Origin of the sequence: Nocardia carnea (assembly GCF_029869215.1) — a bacterium.
Lineage (GTDB): Bacteria > Actinomycetota > Actinomycetes > Mycobacteriales > Mycobacteriaceae > Nocardia > Nocardia carnea_B.
Genome location: NZ_JARWPM010000130.1, coordinates 1 through 19828 on the forward strand (window position 1 = coordinate 1; position 19828 = coordinate 19828).

Below are 19828 nucleotides of genomic sequence, written 5' to 3' on the forward strand. Positions count from 1 at the left end.
CGCCCATTGACCCAGCATCCCCACCGGCGGCCGCGCATCCTCGAAACGACCCGGCCCTGAATCTCCGCTACCACACGAACCCGCGGCGCGGCGGCGCGGCGGGGCGCGGCGGCGGGGCCGCCCCGGCCCCCCCCCCCGCCCCCCCCGCCGGGGGCGGGGGCCGCTCCGCGGGTTCGTGTGGTAGCGGAGAATCAGGGCCGGGTCGTATCGAGGATGCGCGGCCGCCGGTGGGGATGCTGGGTCAATGGGCGCCCGCCAGGTTGAGGGTGACCACGCCCGCGACCACCAGCGCCACTCCCGCGATCTTGGCGGGCCCGAGCGATTCGCCCAGGAACAGGGCGCCGACTATGACGATCAATGTGGTGCCCAGGCCCGACCACACCGCGTAGGCGAAACCGACCTGCATCCCGCGGGAAATGGCCTGCGCCAGGAGGACGAAAGCCACGGCGTACGCGGACAGCGAGGCCACCGTCGGCCAGAGCCTGGTGAACCCCTCGGTGGCCTTGAGCAGGCTGGTCCCCACGATTTCGGCAACGATCGCCAAGCCGAGCATTACCAGTGCCATGACCGGGTCCCTCCGTATGTGTACGCCTGTCCATGGACGAACGTACACATACGAGGGGCTGGGAGCCGTCGTGTGAGGGTCCCGGCCCCTGCGGCCGCCGGACCGATTCGTCAGCCGGTGCATGGACGCTCCTGCCGCGCCCGGAGACATGTGCTGTCGCCGTGGGCTCGTGCTGTGATCGGCGGCCGGTGCTGTATCGGAAGGTTGCGCCGGCCCTACGCCTGTGCGGGACCGGAGGTGGTATCGGGCCGCGCCTGCTGGGCTGCGCCGGTCCGTCGATTGCGGGTGAGCAGGAACAGGATCACCAGCACCGCGGCGCCGAGGGCGAGGACGAGCTGCCGGTTGGCGGAGATCCCCGCGGCCGCCATGAGATCGATGGGTTCGGCGCCGGGACGGGCGGCGATCGGTGTCGGCGCGGTGGTGCGGGGGGCCGCGTCCGGTGCGGCGGGGACGGCCCCGGTGGGTGCGGGTGATACGGAGTTCGTGGTCCCGGCCGGGGCGGAGTTGCCGGCATCGTTCGCGGAGGCGGTGATCTCCGCGGCGAGGTTGTCGGCGAAGGTCCCGATGAGAGTGCCCGCCACATCGGCCAATGCGCCGCGGCCGAACTGGGCGGGCTTCCCGGTGATCGCCAGATCGGTATCGACGAAAACATCGGTGACGCCGCCGGATTCCACCAGGCGGCAGGTGATCACCGCCTTCGCGGTGCCGTTCCCGCGGGTTTCGCGGCCACCGCCCTCGAGCACCGCGATCTTGCTGTCCGCGTCCTGCGACAGGATCTTGATGACGCCGTTGTAGGTGAGCCCCACCGGACCCAGTTTCACCTTGATCTTGCCGTGGAAGTCGTCACCGTCGCGGGAGGTGAGGGTGGCACCCGGCACACAGGGCGCGAGCCGCTCCAGATCGAGCAGCACCGGCCAGGCATCGTCGGCGGGAACAGGGATCCGGAAGGTGTTCTCCAGTTTCATACGCGGTCCTTGGCTTCGGTGGGCCGGGTCAGGCCTGTGGGGTCGCGGGGGTTTCGGTAGCGATCGTGGTGGCGGCGTCCCGGACGGCCCGGATGATGCCCTGGTATCCGGTGCACCGGCAGATGTTGCCGGACAGCGCCTCGCGGATCTCGTCGTCGGCGGGATCGGGATTGTCCGCGAGGAACGCGGTGGCGGAAACCACGAAACCCGGTGTGCAGAAACCGCATTGCAGGCCGTGGTGATCGCGGAAGGCCTGTTGTACCGGGGAGAGGCGGCCGTCGGGTTCGGCCAGGCCCTCGATCGTGGTCACCTCGGCGCCGTCGGCCTGCACGGCGAACACCAGGCAGGCGCGGACGGCGGCGCCGTCGAGCAGCACCGAACAGGCGCCGCAGACACCGTGCTCGCAACCGAGATGGGTGCCGGTGAGCCCGCAGGTCTCGCGCAGATAATCGGCCAGGGTGCGCCGCGGCGGGATCCGGTCCCGGCGTGCGACTCCGTTGACCACCACCGAGATCTCGATATCAGTCATTGCTCGCCTCCTCTACCGCGCGGGTCCAGGCCCGCGCGACCATGACCGCCCCGATCCGCCGCCGGTAGTCGGCGGATCCGTGGATATCGGCGGGTACCGAGTTCAGTGCCGCGGTCGCGGATCGGCCGATCTCGGCCGGGTCGATATCGGTGACGGGCCGGCCGAGCACCGCGGATTCCGTGGCGGCCGCCCGCACGGGGGTCGGTGCGAGGCCGAACAGGCCGACCGCGGCCCGCTCGATACGGGAGTCCGCGTCCAGCCGCACCGCGACCGTCGCGCCGGCCATGGCGAAATCTCCGGCCCGGCGGGCGAATTCCTCGATCGCGAAGCCCGTCCGCCCGTGCCACACCGGAAAGGTGATTCCGGTGAGCAGTTCGTCGGGTTCCATGGCGGTGCTCCACATTCCGGTGAAGTAGTCTGCCGCCGCGATCTCGCGCCGGCCGCGGGGCGAGAGGGTGTGCATCCGCGCGTCCAGGGTCAGGGCGACGACCGGATACTCACCGGCCGCGTCGGCGTGGGCGACGGCGCCGCCGAGGGTGCCGCGGTTGCGGATCTGGAAGTGACCGATCAGCGGGGTGGCGCGGTGCAGCAGCGGGACGGCGCGGCGCACCTCGGCGGACCGGCCCACGGCCGCGTGCGTGGTGCCCGCCCCGATCCATACCGCATCGTCTCGGGGTTCGATCCCGCGCAGTTCGTCCAGGCGGCGCAGGTCCACGAGATGGTCGAAAACGGCGAGCCGCAGCGCCAGCATCGGCACCAGGCTCTGCCCACCGGCGATGATCTTGGCTTCGTCGCCGAGCTCGGCGAGCAGGGTTACCGTCTCGTCGGCGGTGGCGGGGGCGTGATAGTCGAAGGTCGCGGGTTTCATGCCGTCACCTCCGTGTTCCCGCTCGCGCGGGCCGCGTCGATCATGGCCACGATCCGGGCCGGTGAGAGGGGGAGGTGGTCGATCTGGACGCCGAAGGGCGCCAAGGCGTCGGCGACGGCGTTGAGGACCGCGGGGGTGGCACCGATCGCGCCGCCCTCCCCCACACCTTTGAACCCACCCGGTCCGGAACTCGGGGTCTCGATATGGCCGAGTTCGATCATCGGTACCTCGGTCGCGGTGGGCATCAGGTAGTCCAGGAAGGTGGTGGCGACCGGATTGCCGTCGTCGTCGTAGGCCAGATGCTCGTAGAGCGCGCCGCCGATGCCTTGCACGGTACCGCCGTAGATCTGGCCTTCCACCACGTTCGGATTGATCATCGGCCCCACATCCTCGCTCACCACGAACCGCAGCAGCGTCACACGGCCGGTATCGATATCGACCTCGCAGGTACAGACGTGGGTGGCGTTGGCCCAGAGCATCATCTGATCGGCGCGGTGCCGGCCGGTGGCTTCGAGACCGGGCGGTACGCCGGGCGGCAGCAGTTCGGTCTGGAAGTACGCGATATGCGCGATCTCGGCCAGCGTGAGGGATTTGTCGGTGCCCGCGACCCCCGCCCGGCCGTGGACGAACTCCACCTCCTCGACGGCGGCGCCGAGCCGGTCCGCCGCGATGGCGACGATCCGTTCCCGGAGCACTTTCGCCGTCTCGGCGATGGCCCCGGCGGCCATGGAACCGGACCGGCTGCCGTTGGTCCCGCCACCCTGCGGGGCCACCGCGGTATCGCCCTGGATGGTCTGGACATCGGCGATATCCACACCCAGCGCGTCGGCGGTGAGCTGGACGGACGTGGTTTCCAGGCTGTTCCCGGCCGATCCGCCGGACAGGTAGACGTTCACCTTGCCGGTCGCCGAGATCCGGATGGTGGCGCCCTCGGTGCTCAGAAACGGCGTGCTGCCGGTGGTCGGCTCCACATAGGTACAGGTCCCCACTCCCAGATACCGGCCTTCGGCGCGGGCCCGGGCCTGTTCGGCGCGGAAGGCGTCGTAGTCGAGGATCTGTAAGGCCTGTTCGAAGGTCTCCAGTGGGGAGGCATCGGAGTAGGGCATACCGTTCGGATTGGCGACCGGCATCTCCTTGTGGCTGAGCATATTCCGCCGTCGCAACTCCACCGGGTCCAGGCCGAGCCGGCGGGCCGCGGTATCGAGCAGCACCTCGCGGGAGACCGATTCGAACTGCCACGGGCCGCGATAGGCGACCCGGCCCACCGTGTTCGAGTAGTAGGAGGCGGTGCTGAACCCCGCCTCCGGTACCCGATACGGCCCGGGGAACAGCATCCCGACCGCGATCGAGGAGGTGAGCGGCGACGGGATCGGGTAGGCGCCCACGTTCTGGACGTGTTCGATGGTAGCGGCCAGAATGCGCCCGTCGTCGTCGAAGGCCATGGCGACCTCGCCGTGTTCGTGGCGGGCGGCGCCGGCGGCCATCAGATTCTCCTGCCGGTCCTCGATCCATTTCACGGCATACCGCAGGGTGCGGGCGGCGAGCATGACGCAGGTTTCCTCGCGTTGCGGCGCCACCTTCTGGCCGAAACCACCACCGGTATCGCGCACGATCACCCGGACCCGGTGTTCGTCGATGCCGAGCAGACGGGAACAGAAACCCCGGACCTCGTGGGGTGATTGCGTGGAGGTCCAGATCGTCATCTCGCCGGTGGGAGCGGTCCATTCCGCGACAATGCCCCGGGTCTCCAGCGGGACCGGGGCGTAGGCCTGCTGGTGGATGGTCTGGCGCACCACATGCGGGGCGGCGTCGAAGACGGGGGCGAGGTCGGCCGGGGCCCGCCCTGCCAGACCGCCCGCGGAGTTGCCCGCGTGTTCGGCGTGGACGAGTTCGGCCGCGATACCGGCTGTTTCGTAGTCGACCACGGGATCGAGCGGCTCGTAGTCGACCACCACGAGTTCGGCGGCGTCCTCAGCGATATAGCGGTCGGCCGCGAGTACCAGGACCACCGGATCGCCGACGAAACGTACTTCGCCGTCGGCCAGCGGCGGGCGGGGCACTTCCGGGAACCCCGGGGTGTCGAGCGCGTAGGAGATCTCGCTGACCAGTGGGTTGAGGTCTGCCGCGGTGTAGACGGCGACGACGCCCGCCAAGGCCGCGGCGTCGCCGGTGTCGATCGCGGTGATCCGGGCACGGGGCAGCGGACTGCGGACGAAGCAGGCGTGGACCATGCCGGGCCGGGTGATGTCGTCGACGAAGGTACCTGTACCGGTGAGCAGGCGCAGGTCTTCGATCCGGGGTACGCGGGCGCCGACGGCGGCCGTTTTCTCCGTGGTGCTCATCGTGGGCTCCGTCGCGTCGGGGAAGGGGGTGTGGCGCTGGGGGACAGCCTGATTCGACCCATCCGGTGCGTTCCTCCGTTCGCGGGATATCGCGGGTACCGGCGTGCGGTCGCCCGGAACTGCGGTGCGGCCGGTTCCGCCGCGGAGCCTGGCCGGCCGCACGGCGGAACCGGTCCGGCGCGCCGATGCTGAGCACTTGTTTAGCATCGGGTTCTTCTCGGTGTCAATACAGGATATGTCGTCTGCAAGAATTGCAATGGCGATTTGCGGAAGTGATATTCTCGCAGGTGGTCTGCGGTTTCCGAGACCGCTGCCGGCGAGGAGGTGGAGTGTGCGCGAGTTGGCCGCGGCCCTGGCCGGGTGGCACGCCGAAGGTATCGAGTACGCCCTGGCGACGGTGGTGGCGATACGGGGCAGCGCGCCGCTACCGCTCGGCGCGAGTATGGCGGTGAATGTCTCGGGCGAGGTCCGCGGAAGCCTGTCCGGCGGTTGTGTCGAAGGCGCCGTGTACGACCTGTGCCTGCAGGTGCTCGCCACGGGCGAGCCCGTACGGCAGGTCTTCGGGTACAGCGAAACCGATGCGTTCGCGGTAGGCCTCACCTGCGGCGGCGAACTCGACGTCTTCGTTCAGCGGGTGGCCCCCACCGACCATCCGGTGGTGGAGGCGGCGCTGAAGCCGTCCCGTGCCGCGGCCCTGGTGCGCGATCTCGCCACCGGTGCGATGGTGACCGTGACCTCCGATTCGGTGATCGGCTCCGCGTACGGCGAACCGGATCCGGCGATCCCCTTGGCCCGCGCCGCGCTGCGGCAGGCGAGCACCGGGCTGCATACGCTCGGGTGTGGACAGGCGGCCCGGGAGTTGTTCGTCGCCTCTTTCGCAGCGCCGCCACGGATGATCGTCTTCGGTGCCAACGTGTTCGCCGGTGCGCTGTGCCGGGTCGGGCGTCTGCTGGGGTACCGGGTCACGGTCTGTGAAGCTCGGCCGGCGTTCGCCGATCGGCTGCGGATACCGGAGGCCGACGAGCTGGTCACCGAGTGGCCACAGCGCTATCTGCGCACCACCGAGGTGGATTCGCGCACCGTGTTGTGCGTGCTCACCCACGACCCGAAATTCGATATCCCGGTTCTGGTCGACGCCTTGCGGCTCCCCGTGGCGTATGTGGGCGCGATGGGATCGCGGCGTGCCGATGCCGAACGCCGGGCCCGGTTGCGCGAAGCCGGTGTCACGGCGGCCGAACTCGGCCGGCTGCATTCCCCGATCGGCCTCGAATTGGGCGGCCGGACGCCCGAGGAGACGGCTGTCGCGATCGGCGCGGAAATTATCGCGCAGCGCCATGGTGGATCGGCGCGCTCGCTGTCGGTCACCGCGCGGCCGATCCACGCGGCGGAGCAGGCCGGCTTCGCGGGGCCGGGGGATTCGCCGCTTCCCGGCGATCAGCGGATGAGATCTTGTGGCGTGTCGACATCGTCGGGCGAACCGGTGCCGTCGCACGGAATATGCTGAACAAGTTCGGGATGGGCGGCGAGAAACTTCCGGGCGCCGAGATCGCCGACAGCGGAGGCGGCCACCGCCGGGAAATATTCGGCACCGAGGAGTACCGGATGCCCGGGTCGGCCGTTGTAGGTGGCGACCGCGAGCCGGGTGCCGCTGTCCCGGAGCCGCCGTACGGCTTCGGATCCCAGCCACGGCATATCGACCGGGACCACCACGGCCGCGCCCTCGTGCACCGCGCGTAAACCGGTCACCAGGGAGGAACCCATCCCGCTCGCCCAGGCGGGATTGTGTACCACGGTGGCGCCGTCCACGCGTAACGGCACCGCACCGGAGACCACCACGACCCGCACGCAGCCGCCGTCGCGTAGCAGCCGGACCGCTCTGTCCACGAATCGTTCCCCCTGGTACCTTACCTCGGCCTTCGGGCCGCCGAAGCGCCGCCCGGCGCCGGCGGCGAGAACCACCCCCGCGGTCTCCATCGGTGACCCCCGGTGCTCGGCCGCGTCCATCCGGCTATTCCGGCGGCAGGTCGATACCCAGCAACGCGGCCTGCACCTGGTGCAGCCGATCCACATCGCCGCGCAGGCCGGTCACGTTGTCGTGGTAGAGGAAAGCTTCGCCGAGGCGCACCAGCGAGTAGGCGAGCAGTGACCGTTCCAGTTGCGGTACATAACCGTCCTGTTCCTCGGCGCGGGTGATGAGCCCTTCCACCGCCACCAGGATGCGCGGCTGGACCGGGCCGTCGCTGGAGGTCAGGATGCGCAGCCCGGCCAAGGGTTCGTTCTCGAAATAGCGCCGGAACGGTTCGTTGCCCGCCATCCAGCGGTTGACGCGGTCGAGCACCGTGAGGATGCGGCGCGCGCCGGTATCGCGGCGGCGGGCATCCGCGCGTTCGATCAGCGATTCGAATTCCCCGGCGAGCACGGCGCCGAGGACGCCGTCGCGGGAGCCGAACCAGCGGTAGATCGAGGCACGGCTCAGTTTGAGCTGGGCGGCGATGGCCTGGACGTCGACCCGGTCGCCGGCGAGGAATGCCTGCCGGGCCAGGGCGACGACTTCTTCACGGGTGGCCGAGGCGGGGCGGCCCGGTGGCCGGGAGGTACGGCTGGCTGTGGTCACCCCATTACGATACACATAAACGCTCGTGTATCTAAAGCGGGCTTTTCCACGTCATCCGGGCCTCGAGTGTAGAACTCACGCGACCGGCTGGGGCAGCGGGGCTCGCGCGGACCAGCGCCCGTCCTCCCGGTCGACCCGTACCGGATAGTCGAAGGCCTCCGAAATGGTTGCCGTGGTGATGGTTTCGCCGGCCGGCCCGGCGGCGACCGTGCGGCCCCCGGCGATCAGCAGCGCATGGCTGGTGCTCGTCGGCAATTCCTCGAGGTGATGGGTCACCAGGATCGAGGCGAGGCCGGGATGTGTCGAGTCCAGGCTGTCGATGGTGTGCAGCAGTTGTTCGCGGGCGGCCACATCCAGCCCCGTCGTCGGTTCGTCGAGCAGCAGCAGCCGCGGCGCCGTGATCAGTGCGCGCGCGATCAGGGTCCGGCCCCGCTCGCCCTGGGACAGGGTGGGCCAGCGGCGATGCGCCTTGGCCGCCATCCCGACCGCCGCGAGCGCCGCGGTGGCCGCATCGATATCCGCCGGCCGCGGCGCCCAGCGCATCGGGACGTCCACCGTGCCCGTGCGCCCGGTGAGCACGACCTCGTGCACCGTCAACGGTGACCGCAACGGATGACGCGGATCCACATGACCGATGGACCGCCGCAGCTTCTGCAGTTCCACCCGGCCGAGCTGCTCCCCGAGCACCCGGACCGTCCCCGTGGTGGGGTGCGTGAGCGCACCGCAGAAACCGAGCAGCGTGCTCTTCCCCGCACCGTTCGGGCCCAGCAGTGCCCAGTGCTCACCGGGCCGGACGGTCAGCGAGATCCCGTCGAGGATCTGATTGCCGTCGCGCCGGAAGGTGACATCGGTCAGCTCCAGAACAGCCGCGCTCACGCTGTGCTGGTGGGGCGTGTGCGCGGGGCCTGCGGGGTGACGCTGCGCTGCCGCCTCCGGCCCTGACGCGCTCACGCGAAGGCCTCCTTGATGGTGTGCAGATGGGTGCGGCTGTGCGTGGCCGCGGCTTGGGGGTCGCGTGCGGCGATGGCGTCGGTGAGGCGTTCGTGTGCGGCGTGGTCGTCGTCCGGTGCCGGCATCGGGCGGATGTGCAGCATATCGATCATCGCGGCCCGCGAACGGGGGAGGAAGGTATCGAACAGCTGGGTCAGAATGTCGTTGTGCGCGGCCACGATCACGGCCCGATGGAACGCGGAGTCGGCATCGACGAGATCGGCGACCGTGCGGCCCTCGGCGGCCCGGACCGTCAGCGCCCGCCGGATGGCCCGCAGGTCGGCGGGCGTACGCCGCAGCGCGGCCAGGGCCGCGGCCTCGGCTTCGATAGCGATCCGCGCTTCCAGCACCGACGCGATCGTGGCGCGGCGCAGCACGATATCCCAGTCCTCGGGGACGTCCAGTGCCGTCACGAAGACGCCGGCGCCCTGCCGGCTGGCGAGTACGCCCTTGCCGGCGAGTACGCGGATCGCCTCGCGCAGCGTCGAACGGCCCACGCCGAGCTGGGCCGCGAGGGTCGTCTCACCGGGCAGCCGATGCCCGAGCGGCCATTCGCCGGCGCGGATCCGCGCCAGCAGTAAATCGGCTGCTTGCTCAGCCAATGGATGACGTCGTACCTGGGTAACCATTCGAGCCTCGCTACTTGTCTGAGGAGTCGTGTACAGTCTGCCATATGTCGCAGCAGCTTCTCCTCGGCCGCCACGGCGGGGCCTGAACGATCGGCCGCCCCGCCGTGGGGTCGTCGTCGGCCGATCACCGTTTCCCGTGACGGCCGAACGAGCAAGGAAGGTTCGGGGCGTATCCCCATGACCACCACGCAGACATACCCCACCATCGACACCCCTGCCGGACCGATCCCCGGCGGCGCGCCGGAGTGGTTCCGGCAGCGGCGATCGCAGATGCCGTCGTCGCGCTACCGCGATATCACCGACCGCGTCGACGTTCCCGTTCAGGACAGGCACTGGCCCAGCGCCCGGATCCGGCAGGCCCCGCTGTGGGTTCCGGTGGATCTGCGCGACGGCAACCAGGCCCTGGCCGAACCCATGGACCCCGGCCGCAAGCGCCGGTTCTTCACCTTGCTGGTCGCCATGGGATACAAGGAGATCGAGGTCGGCTATCCGTCGGCGTCGCAGGCCGATTTCGATTTCGTGCGGGTGCTGGCCGATACCGGGATCGCACCGCCGGATGTCACGCTGGTCGTGTTCACCCCGGCCCGGCGCGATCTGATCGCCCGGACGGTCGAATCGGTGCGCGGACTGGACAACGAGGTGGTGATCCACCTCTACACCGCAACAGCGCCGGTCTGGCGGGACACCGTACTGGGCAAGGACGCCCGCGCAGTCCGCGAACTGATCCTGGACGGTGCGCGTGACGTCGCCGAACTCGCCGGTGACCTGCCACGGGTACGGTTCCAGTTCTCCCCGGAGGTTTTCAACCAGACCGAACCCGGCTACGTCCTCGAGATCTGTAACAGCGTCACCGAACTGTGGCAGGCGAGCCCGCACCGCCCGGTGACACTGAATCTGCCGGCGACGGTGGAGATCGCGACGCCGAATGTCTACGCCGACCAGATCGAATACATGCACCGCAACCTGGCCCGCCGCGACAGCGTCATCCTCTCGGTACATCCGCACAACGACCGCGGTACCGGTGTGGCGTGCGCCGAACTGGCGGTGCTGGCCGGCGCCCAGCGGGTGGAGGGTTGTGTATTCGGGAACGGCGAACGCACCGGCAATGTCGATATCGCCACCCTGGCCCTCAACCTGCACGCCCAGGGCGTGGATCCGATGATCGATTTCTCCGATATCGACGAGATCCGCCGTACCGTCGAATACTGCACCCGCCTGCCGGTCCACCCCCGGCACCCGTATGTGGGCGATCTGGTGAACACCGCTTTCTCCGGGACCCACCAGGACGCCATCAAGAAGGGTTTCGCCGAGCATCGCGAACGGGCTGCCCGCACGGGCCGGGCGGAACGCGAGATCGAATGGCGGGTCCCGTATCTGCCCATCGACCCCGCCGATATCGGCCGCGGTTACGACGCGGTGGTCCGGGTGAATTCGCAATCGGGCAAGGGTGGCATCGCCTATCTGCTCGATACCGGACACGGCCTGGACCTGCCGCGCCGCCTGCAGATCGATTTCGCCCGGCAGGTTCAGCAGCATACCGACGGTTCCGGTGCGGAGGTGAGCGCCGCCGACCTGCGCGCCCTGTTCGACGCCGCCTATCTGGACACCCCGGAACCGCCGGAGGTACAGCTGAAGGATTTGCACGTCACCGGGCCGGAGGGCATGCCGGTGGTCGCGGTGGAACTGGTGGTCGCCGGCCGCTCACATCGCAGTGCCCACGAGGGGAACGACCGGGTGTCGGCCGTGGTTTCCGCGCTCGGGCAGGCGGGCCGGCCGATCGAGGTATTGAGCCTGACCGGCCACCCGGTCGCCGAGCACGCGATCGCCTACCTGGAATACCGCCGTAACGGCCGGACCGGATGGTCTTGTGCGCGCGCCGATTCGATCTCCGCGGCCGGGGTGGCGGCGGTGGTGCGGGCCGCCGGACTCGCCGATCACGGGTGAGGTCCCCGGTTCGGCCGCGGTGACTGTGCCCCGGCCGGGCATCGCCCGTCCGTCGCCTCAGTCCCCGGTCCGGCCGTCGACCCTTTCCCGCAACAGGTCCGCGTGACCGTTGTGCCGGGCGTACTCCTCGATGAGGTGCAGATACACCCAGCGAAGGCTGTACTCGGTGCCGGCCGGATGGCGGCAGCGGTGGTCGAGCGACAGTTCGGCCACCGCCGCGTCCGCCAGCCGGGTTTCCTGCCGGTACACGGCGAAATCGGCCGCGGGGTCGGCGATATCGACATTGTCGAAGTCGCCGTTCGGGTCGGTCTCGGCGCAGTAGAGGTAGCCGAGTCGCTGCCCCGCCGCCGCGCCCCGTAGCCAGCCGCGCTCCACCTCGGCCATATGGCGCACCAAGCCGTGTAACGAAAGCGCCGACGGCGGCACCGCGCGCTGTCTCAGCTGCGCGGCACCGAGACCCGCGCATTTGGCGAGCAGGGTCTGCCGGTGGAAATCCAGCCACGACTGCAGCATCGGTCGCTCCGGTCCCGTGGGTACGGTGATGATCCGGTCGATATCGGGTGCGGTCCAGGTCACCTCGCCGAACCTAGCGGTATCGGATTCCCCTGTCGCATCATTTCCCCGGGCCGTCCGGCGGACGCTCAGAACCAGCTCTCGGCCATATCGAGGGTGGTGGTGTCCAGATCGGCCAGCAGGTCCAGTTGTGGTCCCGTGCGCGGGAGTTCGTGACGGAAGAAGTATCGGGCGGCGTGCCGTTTCCCGTCGTAGAAATCGCCCGTGCGGCCGTGCGCGGCGACCATCTTGTCCAGCCAGATCCAGGCGAGGACGTGGTGTCCGAAAGCCTCCAGATAGACGGAACTGTTGGCCAGGGCGACCTCGATATCGCCGGCGGCGAACAGGCTGCCGGTCACCGCGATCAGGCGGGTCCAGGTTTTCTCCAGCCGGTCGGCGAGTTCGGCGGGTTCACCGCCGAGTTCCCGGGCCGCGGCCATCGTGGCCCGGATGCGGGTGTCGAGTTCGCGCAGGCTCGCCCCGCCCTGCTGGGTGACCTTGCGGCCGAGTAGATCCAGGCCCTGGATACCGTGCGTGCCCTCGTGGATCGGGTTGAGCCGGTTGTCGCGGTAGTGCTGTTCCACGTTGTATTCGCGGGTATAGCCGTAACCGCCGAGGACCTGGATGGCGAGATCGTTGGCGGCGAGGCACCACTGCGAGGGCCAGCTCTTGGCGATCGGGGTGAGGATGTCCAGCAGCAGGGTGCGGGCGCGGCGTTCGTCGCCGGATTCGGCGGTGTGCTGTTCGTCGATGAGGCGGGCACAGTACAGCACGAGTGCCAGGCCGCCCTCGGCGTAACTCTTCTGCGCCAGCAGCATCCGTTTCACATCGGCGTGCTCGATGATCGGGCGCTGGGGCGAGGCCGGATCGGCGGCGCCCTTGGTACGGCCCTGCGGGCGGGTGCGGGCGTAGTCGAGTGATTCGAGGTAGCCGGTATAGCCGAGGGCCGCGGCAACCAGCCCGACTCCGCTGCGCGCCTCGTTCATCATGTGGAACATGTACTTCAGGCCCTGATGCGGTTCGCCGACCAGATAACCGACCGCGCCCGCGGCGCCCTGCGGCGACCAGCGGCCCTCACCGAAATTGAGGACGGTGTTGACCGTGCCGCGGAAACCCATCTTGTGGTTGATCCCGGCCAGCGCCACATCGTTGCGCTCCCCGATCGATCCGTCCTCGTCCACCAGGAACCGCGGCACCACGAACAGCGAGATCCCTTTGGTGCCTGCCGGGCCGCCGGGGATCTTGGCCAGCACCAGATGCACGATGTTCTCGCCGAGTTCGTGGTCACCGCCGGAGATCCACATCTTGGTGCCGAACACCCGGTAGGTTCCGTCGTCGTGGGGTTCGGCGCGGGTGACGATATCGGCGAGCGAGGACCCGGCCTGTGGCTCCGACAGGCACATGGTGCCGAAGAACCGTCCCTCGAGCATCGGCGGGACGAAGCGCCGCACCAGCGCAGGGCCCGCGTGGGCGACGAGCAGGTTGGCGTTGCCGATGGTCAGCAGGGGATAGGCGCTGGTGCCCGGATTGGCGGCATGGAACCAGGCGAAGCCCGCCTGGGCGATCGCGGCGGGAAGCTGCGCCCCGCCCAGTTCGGCGTCCATGGCCGCGCCGATCATCCCGGCGTCGGCGAAGGCGGACAATGCCTGTCCGACCTCCGGGTTGATGGTGACCTTGTCACCGTCGAAGGCGGGCTCCCGGATATCGTTGAGTTTGTTGTGGGTGGCGAAATACTTGGTGGCCAGCTGCTCGCTCAGGTCGAGGACGGCGTCGAAGGTCTCCCGCGAATGCTCGGCGTACCGGGCCCGCCGGGTGAGGCTCTCGACGTCGAGCCATTCGTAGAGCAGGAAGTCCAGGTCACGCCGGGACAGCAGTGTAGACCGCATAACCACCCTTTCGGTACAAGTTGCGGCCAGAGTATCAAATATGGTCCAGGGTCCGTGGGGGGAGCGGCCGCACCGGCTCGCCCCGGGGGCTGCGCCCCTTCGCCGGCAGGGTATCCCCGGACCGGCCGGACCGCCCCGCCGGTCTGCCCGCGCGCGCACTCCCCGCCACCGTTGTCCCGGGCCGGGACGGTACGCGCTGGTCAGGCGTCCTCGTCGCGGGCCAGCAGCGCCAGGATCGCGGCGGCCATCGTGGCCGGATCGCCGTCCTCGGGGCGCAGGACGAGCGCCGGGGACAGCGGTGGTTCGTACGGATCGTCGATACCGGTGAATCCGCGGACCTCTCCCGCCCGCGCCTTCGCGTACAGGCCCTTCGGGTCGCGGGCTTCACAGATCTCGAGGGGTGTGTCCACGAAGACCTCGAGGAACGGGATACCGGCCGCGTCGTGTACCGCCCGGGCTCTTTCGCGGTCGGTTCGATAAGGACTGATGAGCGAGACGATGGCGACCGTTCCCGACTCGGCGAACAGGCGCGCCACCTCACCTACCCGGCGGATGTTCTCCGTCCGGTCCGCGGCCGAGAATCCCAGGTCCGAATTGAGGCCGTGCCGCAGATTGTCGCCGTCGAGCAGGAACGCCGGCCGGCCCGCCGCGACCAGGCGCCGTTCGAGTTCCACCGCCACCGACGATTTCCCGGAACCGGACAGTCCGGTGAGCCAGACGGTGCGACCGCGGGTGGGTCGTTCGGCGCGGCCGACCGCGCTCGAATGCCATACCACCCGCGACGACGGCAGGCTGGGGCCGGTGATCATTCCGGCGCCGACGGTGTCGCCGGTGGTGTCGTCGATCAACAAGAAGCTGCCGGTGGTGCGGTTACGGCGGTAGGGGTCGAACTGCAGCGACTGCCGCGTCCGCAACTGGACGCGGCCGATCTGGTTGAGCGCGAGCTCGTTCGCGTTCTCGTCGCGGTGCAGGGTGTTCACGTCGAGGCGGTAGTCCAGGGAGCGGATCCCGGCCGCGACGCTGCGGGTGGTGTGCCGCAGCGTGTACGAGGCGCCGGGCCGGAGCTCCGCTTCGTCGCTGAACCAGCAGACCATGGTGTCCAGGTCACGGCCGGTCTGCGGCCGGTTGGCCGGGCGGCAGAGCATATCGCCACGGCCGATATCGAGCTGATCGGCCAGCGCCACCGTCACCGCCTGCGGCGGGAAGGCTTCGGTGAGCGGGAGACCGCCCGGCCCCCAGATACCGGTCACCGTGGTGGTCAGACCCGACGGCAGCACGGTGATCTCGTCGCCGGGTGACCAGACGCCACTGGCGATCGTTCCGGCGTAACCGCGGAAATCCGGGGTATGGCTGCGGATCACGTACTGCACCGGGAGCCGGGCGTCGATGAGGTTGCGGTCGGAGGCGATATGCACCTCTTCGAGATGGTGCAGCAGCGGCGTGCCCTCGTACCAATCCATGCTGGTACTGCGGTGCACGATATTGTCGCCGTGGAGCGCCGACATCGGGATGAAGGTCAGATCGGCGATGTTCAGGCGGGAGGCGAAACCGGCGAATTCCTCCCGGATCTCGGCGAACCGGTCCGCCGACCATCCCACCAGATCCATTTTGTTGACGCACAGCACCAGATGCGGAACACCCAGCAGTGAGGCCAGGAAGGCATGGCGGCGGGTCTGTTCGGCCACGCCGTGCCGGGCGTCCACCAGGATCAGCGCCAGATCGGCGGTCGAGGCGCCGGTGACCATGTTCCGGGTGTACTGCACATGCCCCGGGGTGTCGGCGATGATGAATTTCCGGCGCGGCGTGGCGAAATACCGGTGCGCGACGTCGATGGTGATGCCCTGCTCGCGTTCGGCGCGTAATCCGTCGGTGAGCAAGGCGAGGTTCGGATAGTCCTCGCCGCGGTCGCGGCTGGTGCGTTCCACCGCGTCGAGCTGATCGGTGAACAGGGTTTTGGAATCGAACAGCAGCCGGCCGATGAGGGTCGATTTCCCGTCGTCGACACTGCCGGCCGTGGCCAGGCGCAGCAGGGAGCTCATCAGAAGTAACCCTCTCGTTTACGGTCTTCCATCCCGGCTTCGGAGATCCGGTCGTCGGCGCGGGTGGCGCCCCGCTCGGTGACGCGGGCGGCCGCGACCTCGGCCACCACTTCGGCGGGGGTCGCCGCGGTGGATTCCACGCAGCCGGTGCAGGTGGCATCGCCCACGGTGCGGAACCGGACCAGTGCCTCCCGCGGTTCCTCGCCTTCGAGCAGGATGAGGAACCGGGTGTGCGCCAGCAGCATGCCGTCGCGCTGGACCACCGGCCGCCGATGGGCGTAGTACAGCGCCGGCAGATCGATACCCTCGGCCGCGATATAGCTCCAGATATCGAGCTCGGTCCAGTTGGACAGCGGGAAGACCCGGATATGTTCGCCGGGACGATGTTTGCCGTTGTAGAGGTTCCACAATTCGGGACGTTGCCGGCGCGGATCCCACTGGCCGTACTCGTCGCGGAAGCTGAAGACCCGTTCCTTGGCCCGGGCCTTCTCCTCGTCCCGGCGGGCGCCGCCGAACACGGCGTCGAACCGGCCCTCACGCAGGGTGCGCAGCAGGGTGGCGGTCTGCAGCCGGTTGCGGCTGGCCCGGGGCCCGGTGTCCTCGGTGACCCGGCCGGCGTCGATATCGTCCTGGACCCTGCCCACCAGCAGCCGCAAACCGTATTTCGCGACCACTTCGTCGCGATAGGCGATCACTTCGTCGAAGTTGTGCCCGGTGTCGATGTGCAGGATCGGGAACGGCACCGGCGCCGGCCAGAACGCTTTGGTGGCCAGATGCAGCATCACCACCGAATCCTTGCCGCCGGAGAACAGGAGAACGGGGCGTTCGAATGTCGCGGCCACCTCCCGCAGGATATGGACCGATTCGGCCTCGAGCGCGGCCTGATGGGAGAGCTCGTAGGTGCCCGCCGCCGACTTCGTGTGCTGGCTCACGCTTAAAAACTAGAACACGTTTCTATGGATGGTCAATGGTGTTGCGGGCGACGGCCACCGGCCGCGGCGGTCACCGCGTCGGCCGCGGCGACCAGGGCGCTGCCGCGCCGGGCGATCTCGGCGCCGGTGATCGAGGCGCCCACATACATGGTGAGTACCAGTTGCTGGCGGCCGCCCGCGTCGTAGGTGGGCGCCGCCAGCAGGCTCACCGGATGCTCCTTGCGGGGCCGCAGATCCGCCCCCAGGTAGACGCGCTCGCCGAGGGTGGTCACCAGTTCGGCAACGGCGGTGCGCAGCTCATCGGGCATTTCGTGGCCGGCGACTCCCGCGAGCATGGAGTACAGCTGCCGGCCCGCACCGGTCATGCTCTCCACCAGGTACCCGCGTTCGCGGCATTCCGCGACGAGGCGGCGCAACCGGGTCTCGTCCTGGTGCAGCGGGACCGTCGGCGGGGTCGCGAGCCAGGCGTCGAAGGCGGCGTCGGTATCCCACAGCACGTACATGAGGCCGACCGGCGGCGCGAAACGATAGGTCGCGCCGACTCGCACCATCGCCGGGCCGGCGCTGTCCAGGACGCTGATCCGTTCCCCGACCACCGCGGACGCGGTGCAGGTCGTAGCGTATTTCGCGCTGAGTCGTGCCAGTTCGGGGTGGGCCAGAGCGGCGATGGAGAAACTGTCCTGGGCGACCCGCCCCGCGGCGATCAACGCCGGCCCGGGCCCGTATTCGCGGGTGCGCGGATCGCGGACGAGATAGCCGGCGGCAGTGAGTTCGGTGAGGATGCCCAGGCAGGTGGGTTTGGCCAGGTCCAGGTCGCGCGCTATTTCGGAGAGCCCGGCGCGGCGGCCGCGGCGCGCGGTGAGGTAGTCGATCACCTGGATCACCCGCTGTGTCGGGGCCGAGCGCCGCCCCACCTCGTGTACTTCCGCCGGACCGGCAGCCATTGACCACTCCTAGAACAAGTTCTAATCTTCGTGATATCAAAATGTACCAGGTCGGTACATATATGGAACACCGGGAGTATCGTGCTGACTCAGCCGTTCGCGGACGCGATCGCCGCCGCCGAGGAAATCATCAAAAGCGCCCCCCATATCCGCAACGAACAGGATCTGGCCGAGGGCTACGACTACCTGGCCGGCAGTATCCGGGCCGCCATCCAGATGTCGTGGGCGTTCGAGAAGGATTTTCCGTACTTCGTGACCTCCACCGGCCCCTACACCAAGATGGGCCTGGACAACCCGGACACCCTCTACTGGCACGCCAATCTGCGCCCCGACGCGGAATACGTGGTCACCGGCACCCGCGGCACCACCCGCGACCTCAGCTTCCAGGTGCTCAACGGCAACTATTCGCCCACCGAGGTACCCGGCGGCGAAACGGCCTTCGACGATCGCTCCATCGATATCGCCGCCGACGGTACCTACGAGCTGACGCTGGGCCCCGGGACCGGCGGGCGCAACCATATCCAGCTCGCCGCCGATTCGACCATGCTCGCCGTCCGTGAGGTCTTCGGCGACTGGGCGAACGAGAAGGCCGGTACCGTCCGGATTCGCAAGGTCGACACCGTGGGCAGTGCACCGCCCGCCATCACCACCGACCTGATGGCCAAACGGTACGAGGTCGCCGGGAAGATGCTGGTCTCCCGGTTGAAGACGTTCCTGGCCTTCCCCGAGTGGTTCTATCTGAACCTTCCGGTCAACACCATGACCGAACCGCGGCGCACCCCGGGCGGACTGTCCACCCAGTTCTCCTCGGTGGGTCACTACGAACTCACCGACGACCAGGTGATGATCCTGACCGTGCCGAAATCCGACGCTCCGTACCAGGGCTTCCAGCTCGGCAGTATGTGGTATCTCTCGCTGGACTACATCAACCACCAGACCAGCCTCAACGCCGATCAGGCGAAGGTCGATCCGGACGGCATGATCCGGCTGGTGATCAGCGAACGCGATCCCGGACTGGTCAACTGGATCGAGCGCACCGGTCACGACCGGGCCTATCTGCAGTTCCGCTGGCAGCGGCTGTCGCGGGAACTGAAACCCGAGGACGGCCCGGTGGTGGAGCTGGTGTCCTTCGACGAGCTGCCGGCCCGGCTGCCCTACTACGAGGAGTCCCGGATCACCCCGCAGGACTGGAAAGCGCGGATCGCCGGCCGCCAGGCCGCGGTGGCGGAGAGGATGCTGGGCTGATGCTGCTGCGGGACAAAGTGGTGGTCGTCTCGGGGATCGGCCCCGGGCTCGGCCAGGCCATCGCGGTACAGAGTGCGAAGGCCGGGGCCGCGGTGGTGCTCGCCTCGCGCACCGAGAAACGGCTGCGCAAGGTCGCCGCCGTGATCGAGGAACTCGGCGGCCGCGCGCTCGTGGTACCGACGGATATCACCGACGACGCGGCGGCGCAGGAGCTGGTGCGTGCCACCGAGGAGGAATTCGGCCGGGTGGACGCGCTGGTGAACAATGCGTTCGCCATGCCGCCGATGGCCGATCTCGCCGAGGTGGCCATCGACGATCTGCGTGCCAGTTTCGACACCAATGTCTTCGCCGCACTGCGGCTGACCCGCCTGTTCGCGCCCGCGCTCGCCGAACGCAACGGGTCGGTGGTGATGATCAACTCGGCGGTGCTGCGGCATTCCCGGCAACCGTACGGCCCGTACAAAATGGCCAAGACGACCCTGCTGGCGCTGGCACAGAGCCTGGCCACCGAGCTGGGGCCGCGCGGTATCCGGGTGAATTCGGTGGCGCCGGGCTGGATCTGGGCCGACACACTGAAATGGTATTTCGACTATCTGGCGAAAGAGCGCGGGATCACGGCCGACGAGGTCTACGCCGAGACCGCCGCGGATATCGATCTGCGGCGGCTGCCCGAACCCGACGAGATCGCCGACGCCGTCGTCTTCTTCGCCTCCGAGATGTCCCGGGCGATCACCGGTACCTGTCTCGACGTGAACTGCGGCGAATTCCACCACTGAGGAGAACT

At 68.9% G+C, this 19828-nt stretch carries 18 protein-coding genes; 4 read left to right on the forward strand and 14 right to left on the reverse strand.

Going from position 1 to position 19828, the window contains the following annotated elements; all coding sequences use genetic code 11:
- Positions 1-241: 241 nt before the first annotated feature.
- From QH276_RS08135 to QH276_RS08155, 5 genes are all read right to left on the reverse strand, one after another.
- Positions 242-565 (reverse strand): DMT family transporter, encoded by a 324-nt coding sequence (locus QH276_RS08135; protein ID WP_280396786.1) that lies wholly within the window; start codon positions 563-565, stop codon positions 242-244.
- 215 nt (positions 566-780) lie between these two features.
- Positions 781-1530: an SRPBCC family protein gene (locus QH276_RS08140; protein WP_280396787.1), complete on the reverse strand. Its 750-nt coding sequence runs from the start codon at positions 1528-1530 to the stop codon at positions 781-783.
- A gap of 28 nt (positions 1531-1558) precedes the next feature.
- Positions 1559-2059: a (2Fe-2S)-binding protein gene (locus tag QH276_RS08145; RefSeq protein WP_280396788.1), complete on the reverse strand. Its 501-nt coding sequence runs from the start codon at positions 2057-2059 to the stop codon at positions 1559-1561.
- Positions 2052-2927: an FAD binding domain-containing protein gene (locus tag QH276_RS08150; RefSeq protein ID WP_280396789.1), complete on the reverse strand. Its 876-nt coding sequence runs from the start codon at positions 2925-2927 to the stop codon at positions 2052-2054. The genes QH276_RS08145 and QH276_RS08150 overlap by 8 nt, the downstream gene beginning before the upstream one ends.
- The gene (locus QH276_RS08155) at positions 2924-5269 is read right to left on the reverse strand and encodes a xanthine dehydrogenase family protein molybdopterin-binding subunit (protein WP_280396790.1); all 2346 of its coding nucleotides are present in this window, start codon (positions 5267-5269) and stop codon (positions 2924-2926) included. Before QH276_RS08155 ends, QH276_RS08150 begins: the two co-directional genes overlap by 4 nt.
- A 331-nt stretch (positions 5270-5600) precedes the next feature.
- On the opposite strand from QH276_RS08155, the gene QH276_RS08160 reads away from it, so the two are divergent.
- On the forward strand, positions 5601-6773 hold the full coding sequence (locus QH276_RS08160) for an XdhC family protein (protein WP_280396791.1): 1173 nt from the start codon (positions 5601-5603) through the stop codon (positions 6771-6773).
- Here the strand turns inward: QH276_RS08160 and QH276_RS08165 are convergent.
- From QH276_RS08165 to QH276_RS08180, 4 genes are all read right to left on the reverse strand, one after another.
- Positions 6704-7273, reverse strand: coding sequence for a nucleotidyltransferase family protein (locus tag QH276_RS08165; RefSeq protein ID WP_280396792.1), 570 nt, complete (start codon positions 7271-7273; stop codon positions 6704-6706). The genes QH276_RS08160 and QH276_RS08165 overlap by 70 nt on opposite strands.
- Before the next feature lie 4 nt (positions 7274-7277).
- On the reverse strand, positions 7278-7883 hold the full coding sequence (locus tag QH276_RS08170) for a QsdR family transcriptional regulator (protein ID WP_280396793.1): 606 nt from the start codon (positions 7881-7883) through the stop codon (positions 7278-7280).
- 75 nt (positions 7884-7958) lie between these two features.
- On the reverse strand, positions 7959-8759 hold the full coding sequence (locus tag QH276_RS08175) for an ABC transporter ATP-binding protein (protein WP_280396808.1): 801 nt from the start codon (positions 8757-8759) through the stop codon (positions 7959-7961).
- 71 nt (positions 8760-8830) lie between these two features.
- A complete protein-coding gene (locus QH276_RS08180; RefSeq protein ID WP_280396794.1) occupies positions 8831-9502 on the reverse strand; it encodes a FadR/GntR family transcriptional regulator in 672 nt (223 codons plus the stop codon).
- 270 nt (positions 9503-9772) lie between these two features.
- Here QH276_RS08180 and QH276_RS08185 point away from each other — a divergent pair, with 270 nt between their 5' ends.
- Complete coding sequence (locus QH276_RS08185; protein WP_280396809.1) at positions 9773-11446, forward strand: 2-isopropylmalate synthase; 1674 nt, start codon at positions 9773-9775, stop codon at positions 11444-11446.
- A gap of 57 nt (positions 11447-11503) precedes the next feature.
- Here QH276_RS08185 and QH276_RS08190 read toward each other — a convergent pair whose 3' ends face one another.
- The 5 genes from QH276_RS08190 to QH276_RS08210 form a co-directional block, all read right to left on the reverse strand.
- The gene (locus QH276_RS08190; protein WP_280396795.1) at positions 11504-12022 is read right to left on the reverse strand and encodes a DinB family protein; all 519 of its coding nucleotides are present in this window, start codon (positions 12020-12022) and stop codon (positions 11504-11506) included.
- A gap of 65 nt (positions 12023-12087) precedes the next feature.
- Positions 12088-13884: an acyl-CoA dehydrogenase gene (locus QH276_RS08195; RefSeq protein WP_280396796.1), complete on the reverse strand. Its 1797-nt coding sequence runs from the start codon at positions 13882-13884 to the stop codon at positions 12088-12090.
- A 200-nt stretch (positions 13885-14084) separates the two neighbouring features.
- A complete protein-coding gene (gene cysC, locus QH276_RS08200) occupies positions 14085-15923 on the reverse strand; it encodes an adenylyl-sulfate kinase (RefSeq protein ID WP_280396797.1) in 1839 nt (612 codons plus the stop codon).
- Positions 15923-16855: a sulfate adenylyltransferase subunit CysD gene (gene cysD / locus QH276_RS08205; protein ID WP_280396798.1), complete on the reverse strand. Its 933-nt coding sequence runs from the start codon at positions 16853-16855 to the stop codon at positions 15923-15925. Before cysD ends, cysC begins: the two co-directional genes overlap by 1 nt.
- A gap of 32 nt (positions 16856-16887) precedes the next feature.
- Positions 16888-17799, reverse strand: coding sequence for a helix-turn-helix domain-containing protein (locus QH276_RS08210; protein WP_280396799.1), 912 nt, complete (start codon positions 17797-17799; stop codon positions 16888-16890).
- Between the two features lie 81 nt (positions 17800-17880).
- Here QH276_RS08210 and QH276_RS08215 point away from each other — a divergent pair, with 81 nt between their 5' ends.
- Both QH276_RS08215 and QH276_RS08220 read left to right on the forward strand, forming a co-directional pair.
- Positions 17881-19044 carry a hypothetical protein gene (locus tag QH276_RS08215; RefSeq protein WP_280396800.1) on the forward strand — a complete coding sequence of 388 codons (1164 nt, stop codon included), beginning with the start codon at positions 17881-17883 and terminating at the stop codon, positions 19042-19044.
- Entirely contained in the window at positions 19044-19820 is a 777-nt protein-coding gene (locus tag QH276_RS08220; RefSeq protein WP_280396801.1) for an SDR family oxidoreductase, read from the forward strand. Before QH276_RS08215 ends, QH276_RS08220 begins: the two co-directional genes overlap by 1 nt.
- The last annotated feature ends 8 nt before the right edge of the window (positions 19821-19828 follow it).

What these genes read in the sequence shown, in the direction of transcription:
- QH276_RS08150 (WP_280396789.1), bottom strand. Translation starts at nt 2,927, where the DNA reads ATGAAACCCGCGACCTTCGACTATCACGCCCCCGCCACCGCCGACGAG.
- QH276_RS08155 (WP_280396790.1), bottom strand. Translation starts at nt 5,269, where the DNA reads ATGAGCACCACGGAGAAAACGGCCGCCGTCGGCGCCCGCGTACCCCGG.
- QH276_RS08135 (WP_280396786.1), bottom strand. Translation starts at nt 565, where the DNA reads ATGGCACTGGTAATGCTCGGCTTGGCGATCGTTGCCGAAATCGTGGGG.
- QH276_RS08185 (WP_280396809.1), top strand. Translation starts at nt 9,773, where the DNA reads ATGCCGTCGTCGCGCTACCGCGATATCACCGACCGCGTCGACGTTCCC.
- QH276_RS08210 (WP_280396799.1), bottom strand. Translation starts at nt 17,799, where the DNA reads ATGGCTGCCGGTCCGGCGGAAGTACACGAGGTGGGGCGGCGCTCGGCC.
- QH276_RS08165 (WP_280396792.1), bottom strand. Translation starts at nt 7,273, where the DNA reads ATGGACGCGGCCGAGCACCGGGGGTCACCGATGGAGACCGCGGGGGTG.
- QH276_RS08195 (WP_280396796.1), bottom strand. Translation starts at nt 13,884, where the DNA reads ATGCGGTCTACACTGCTGTCCCGGCGTGACCTGGACTTCCTGCTCTAC.
- QH276_RS08140 (WP_280396787.1), bottom strand. Translation starts at nt 1,530, where the DNA reads ATGAAACTGGAGAACACCTTCCGGATCCCTGTTCCCGCCGACGATGCC.
- QH276_RS08220 (WP_280396801.1), top strand. Translation starts at nt 19,044, where the DNA reads ATGCTGCTGCGGGACAAAGTGGTGGTCGTCTCGGGGATCGGCCCCGGG.
- cysC (WP_280396797.1), bottom strand. Translation starts at nt 15,923, where the DNA reads ATGAGCTCCCTGCTGCGCCTGGCCACGGCCGGCAGTGTCGACGACGGG.
- QH276_RS08180 (WP_280396794.1), bottom strand. Translation starts at nt 9,502, where the DNA reads ATGGTTACCCAGGTACGACGTCATCCATTGGCTGAGCAAGCAGCCGAT.
- QH276_RS08145 (WP_280396788.1), bottom strand. Translation starts at nt 2,059, where the DNA reads ATGACTGATATCGAGATCTCGGTGGTGGTCAACGGAGTCGCACGCCGG.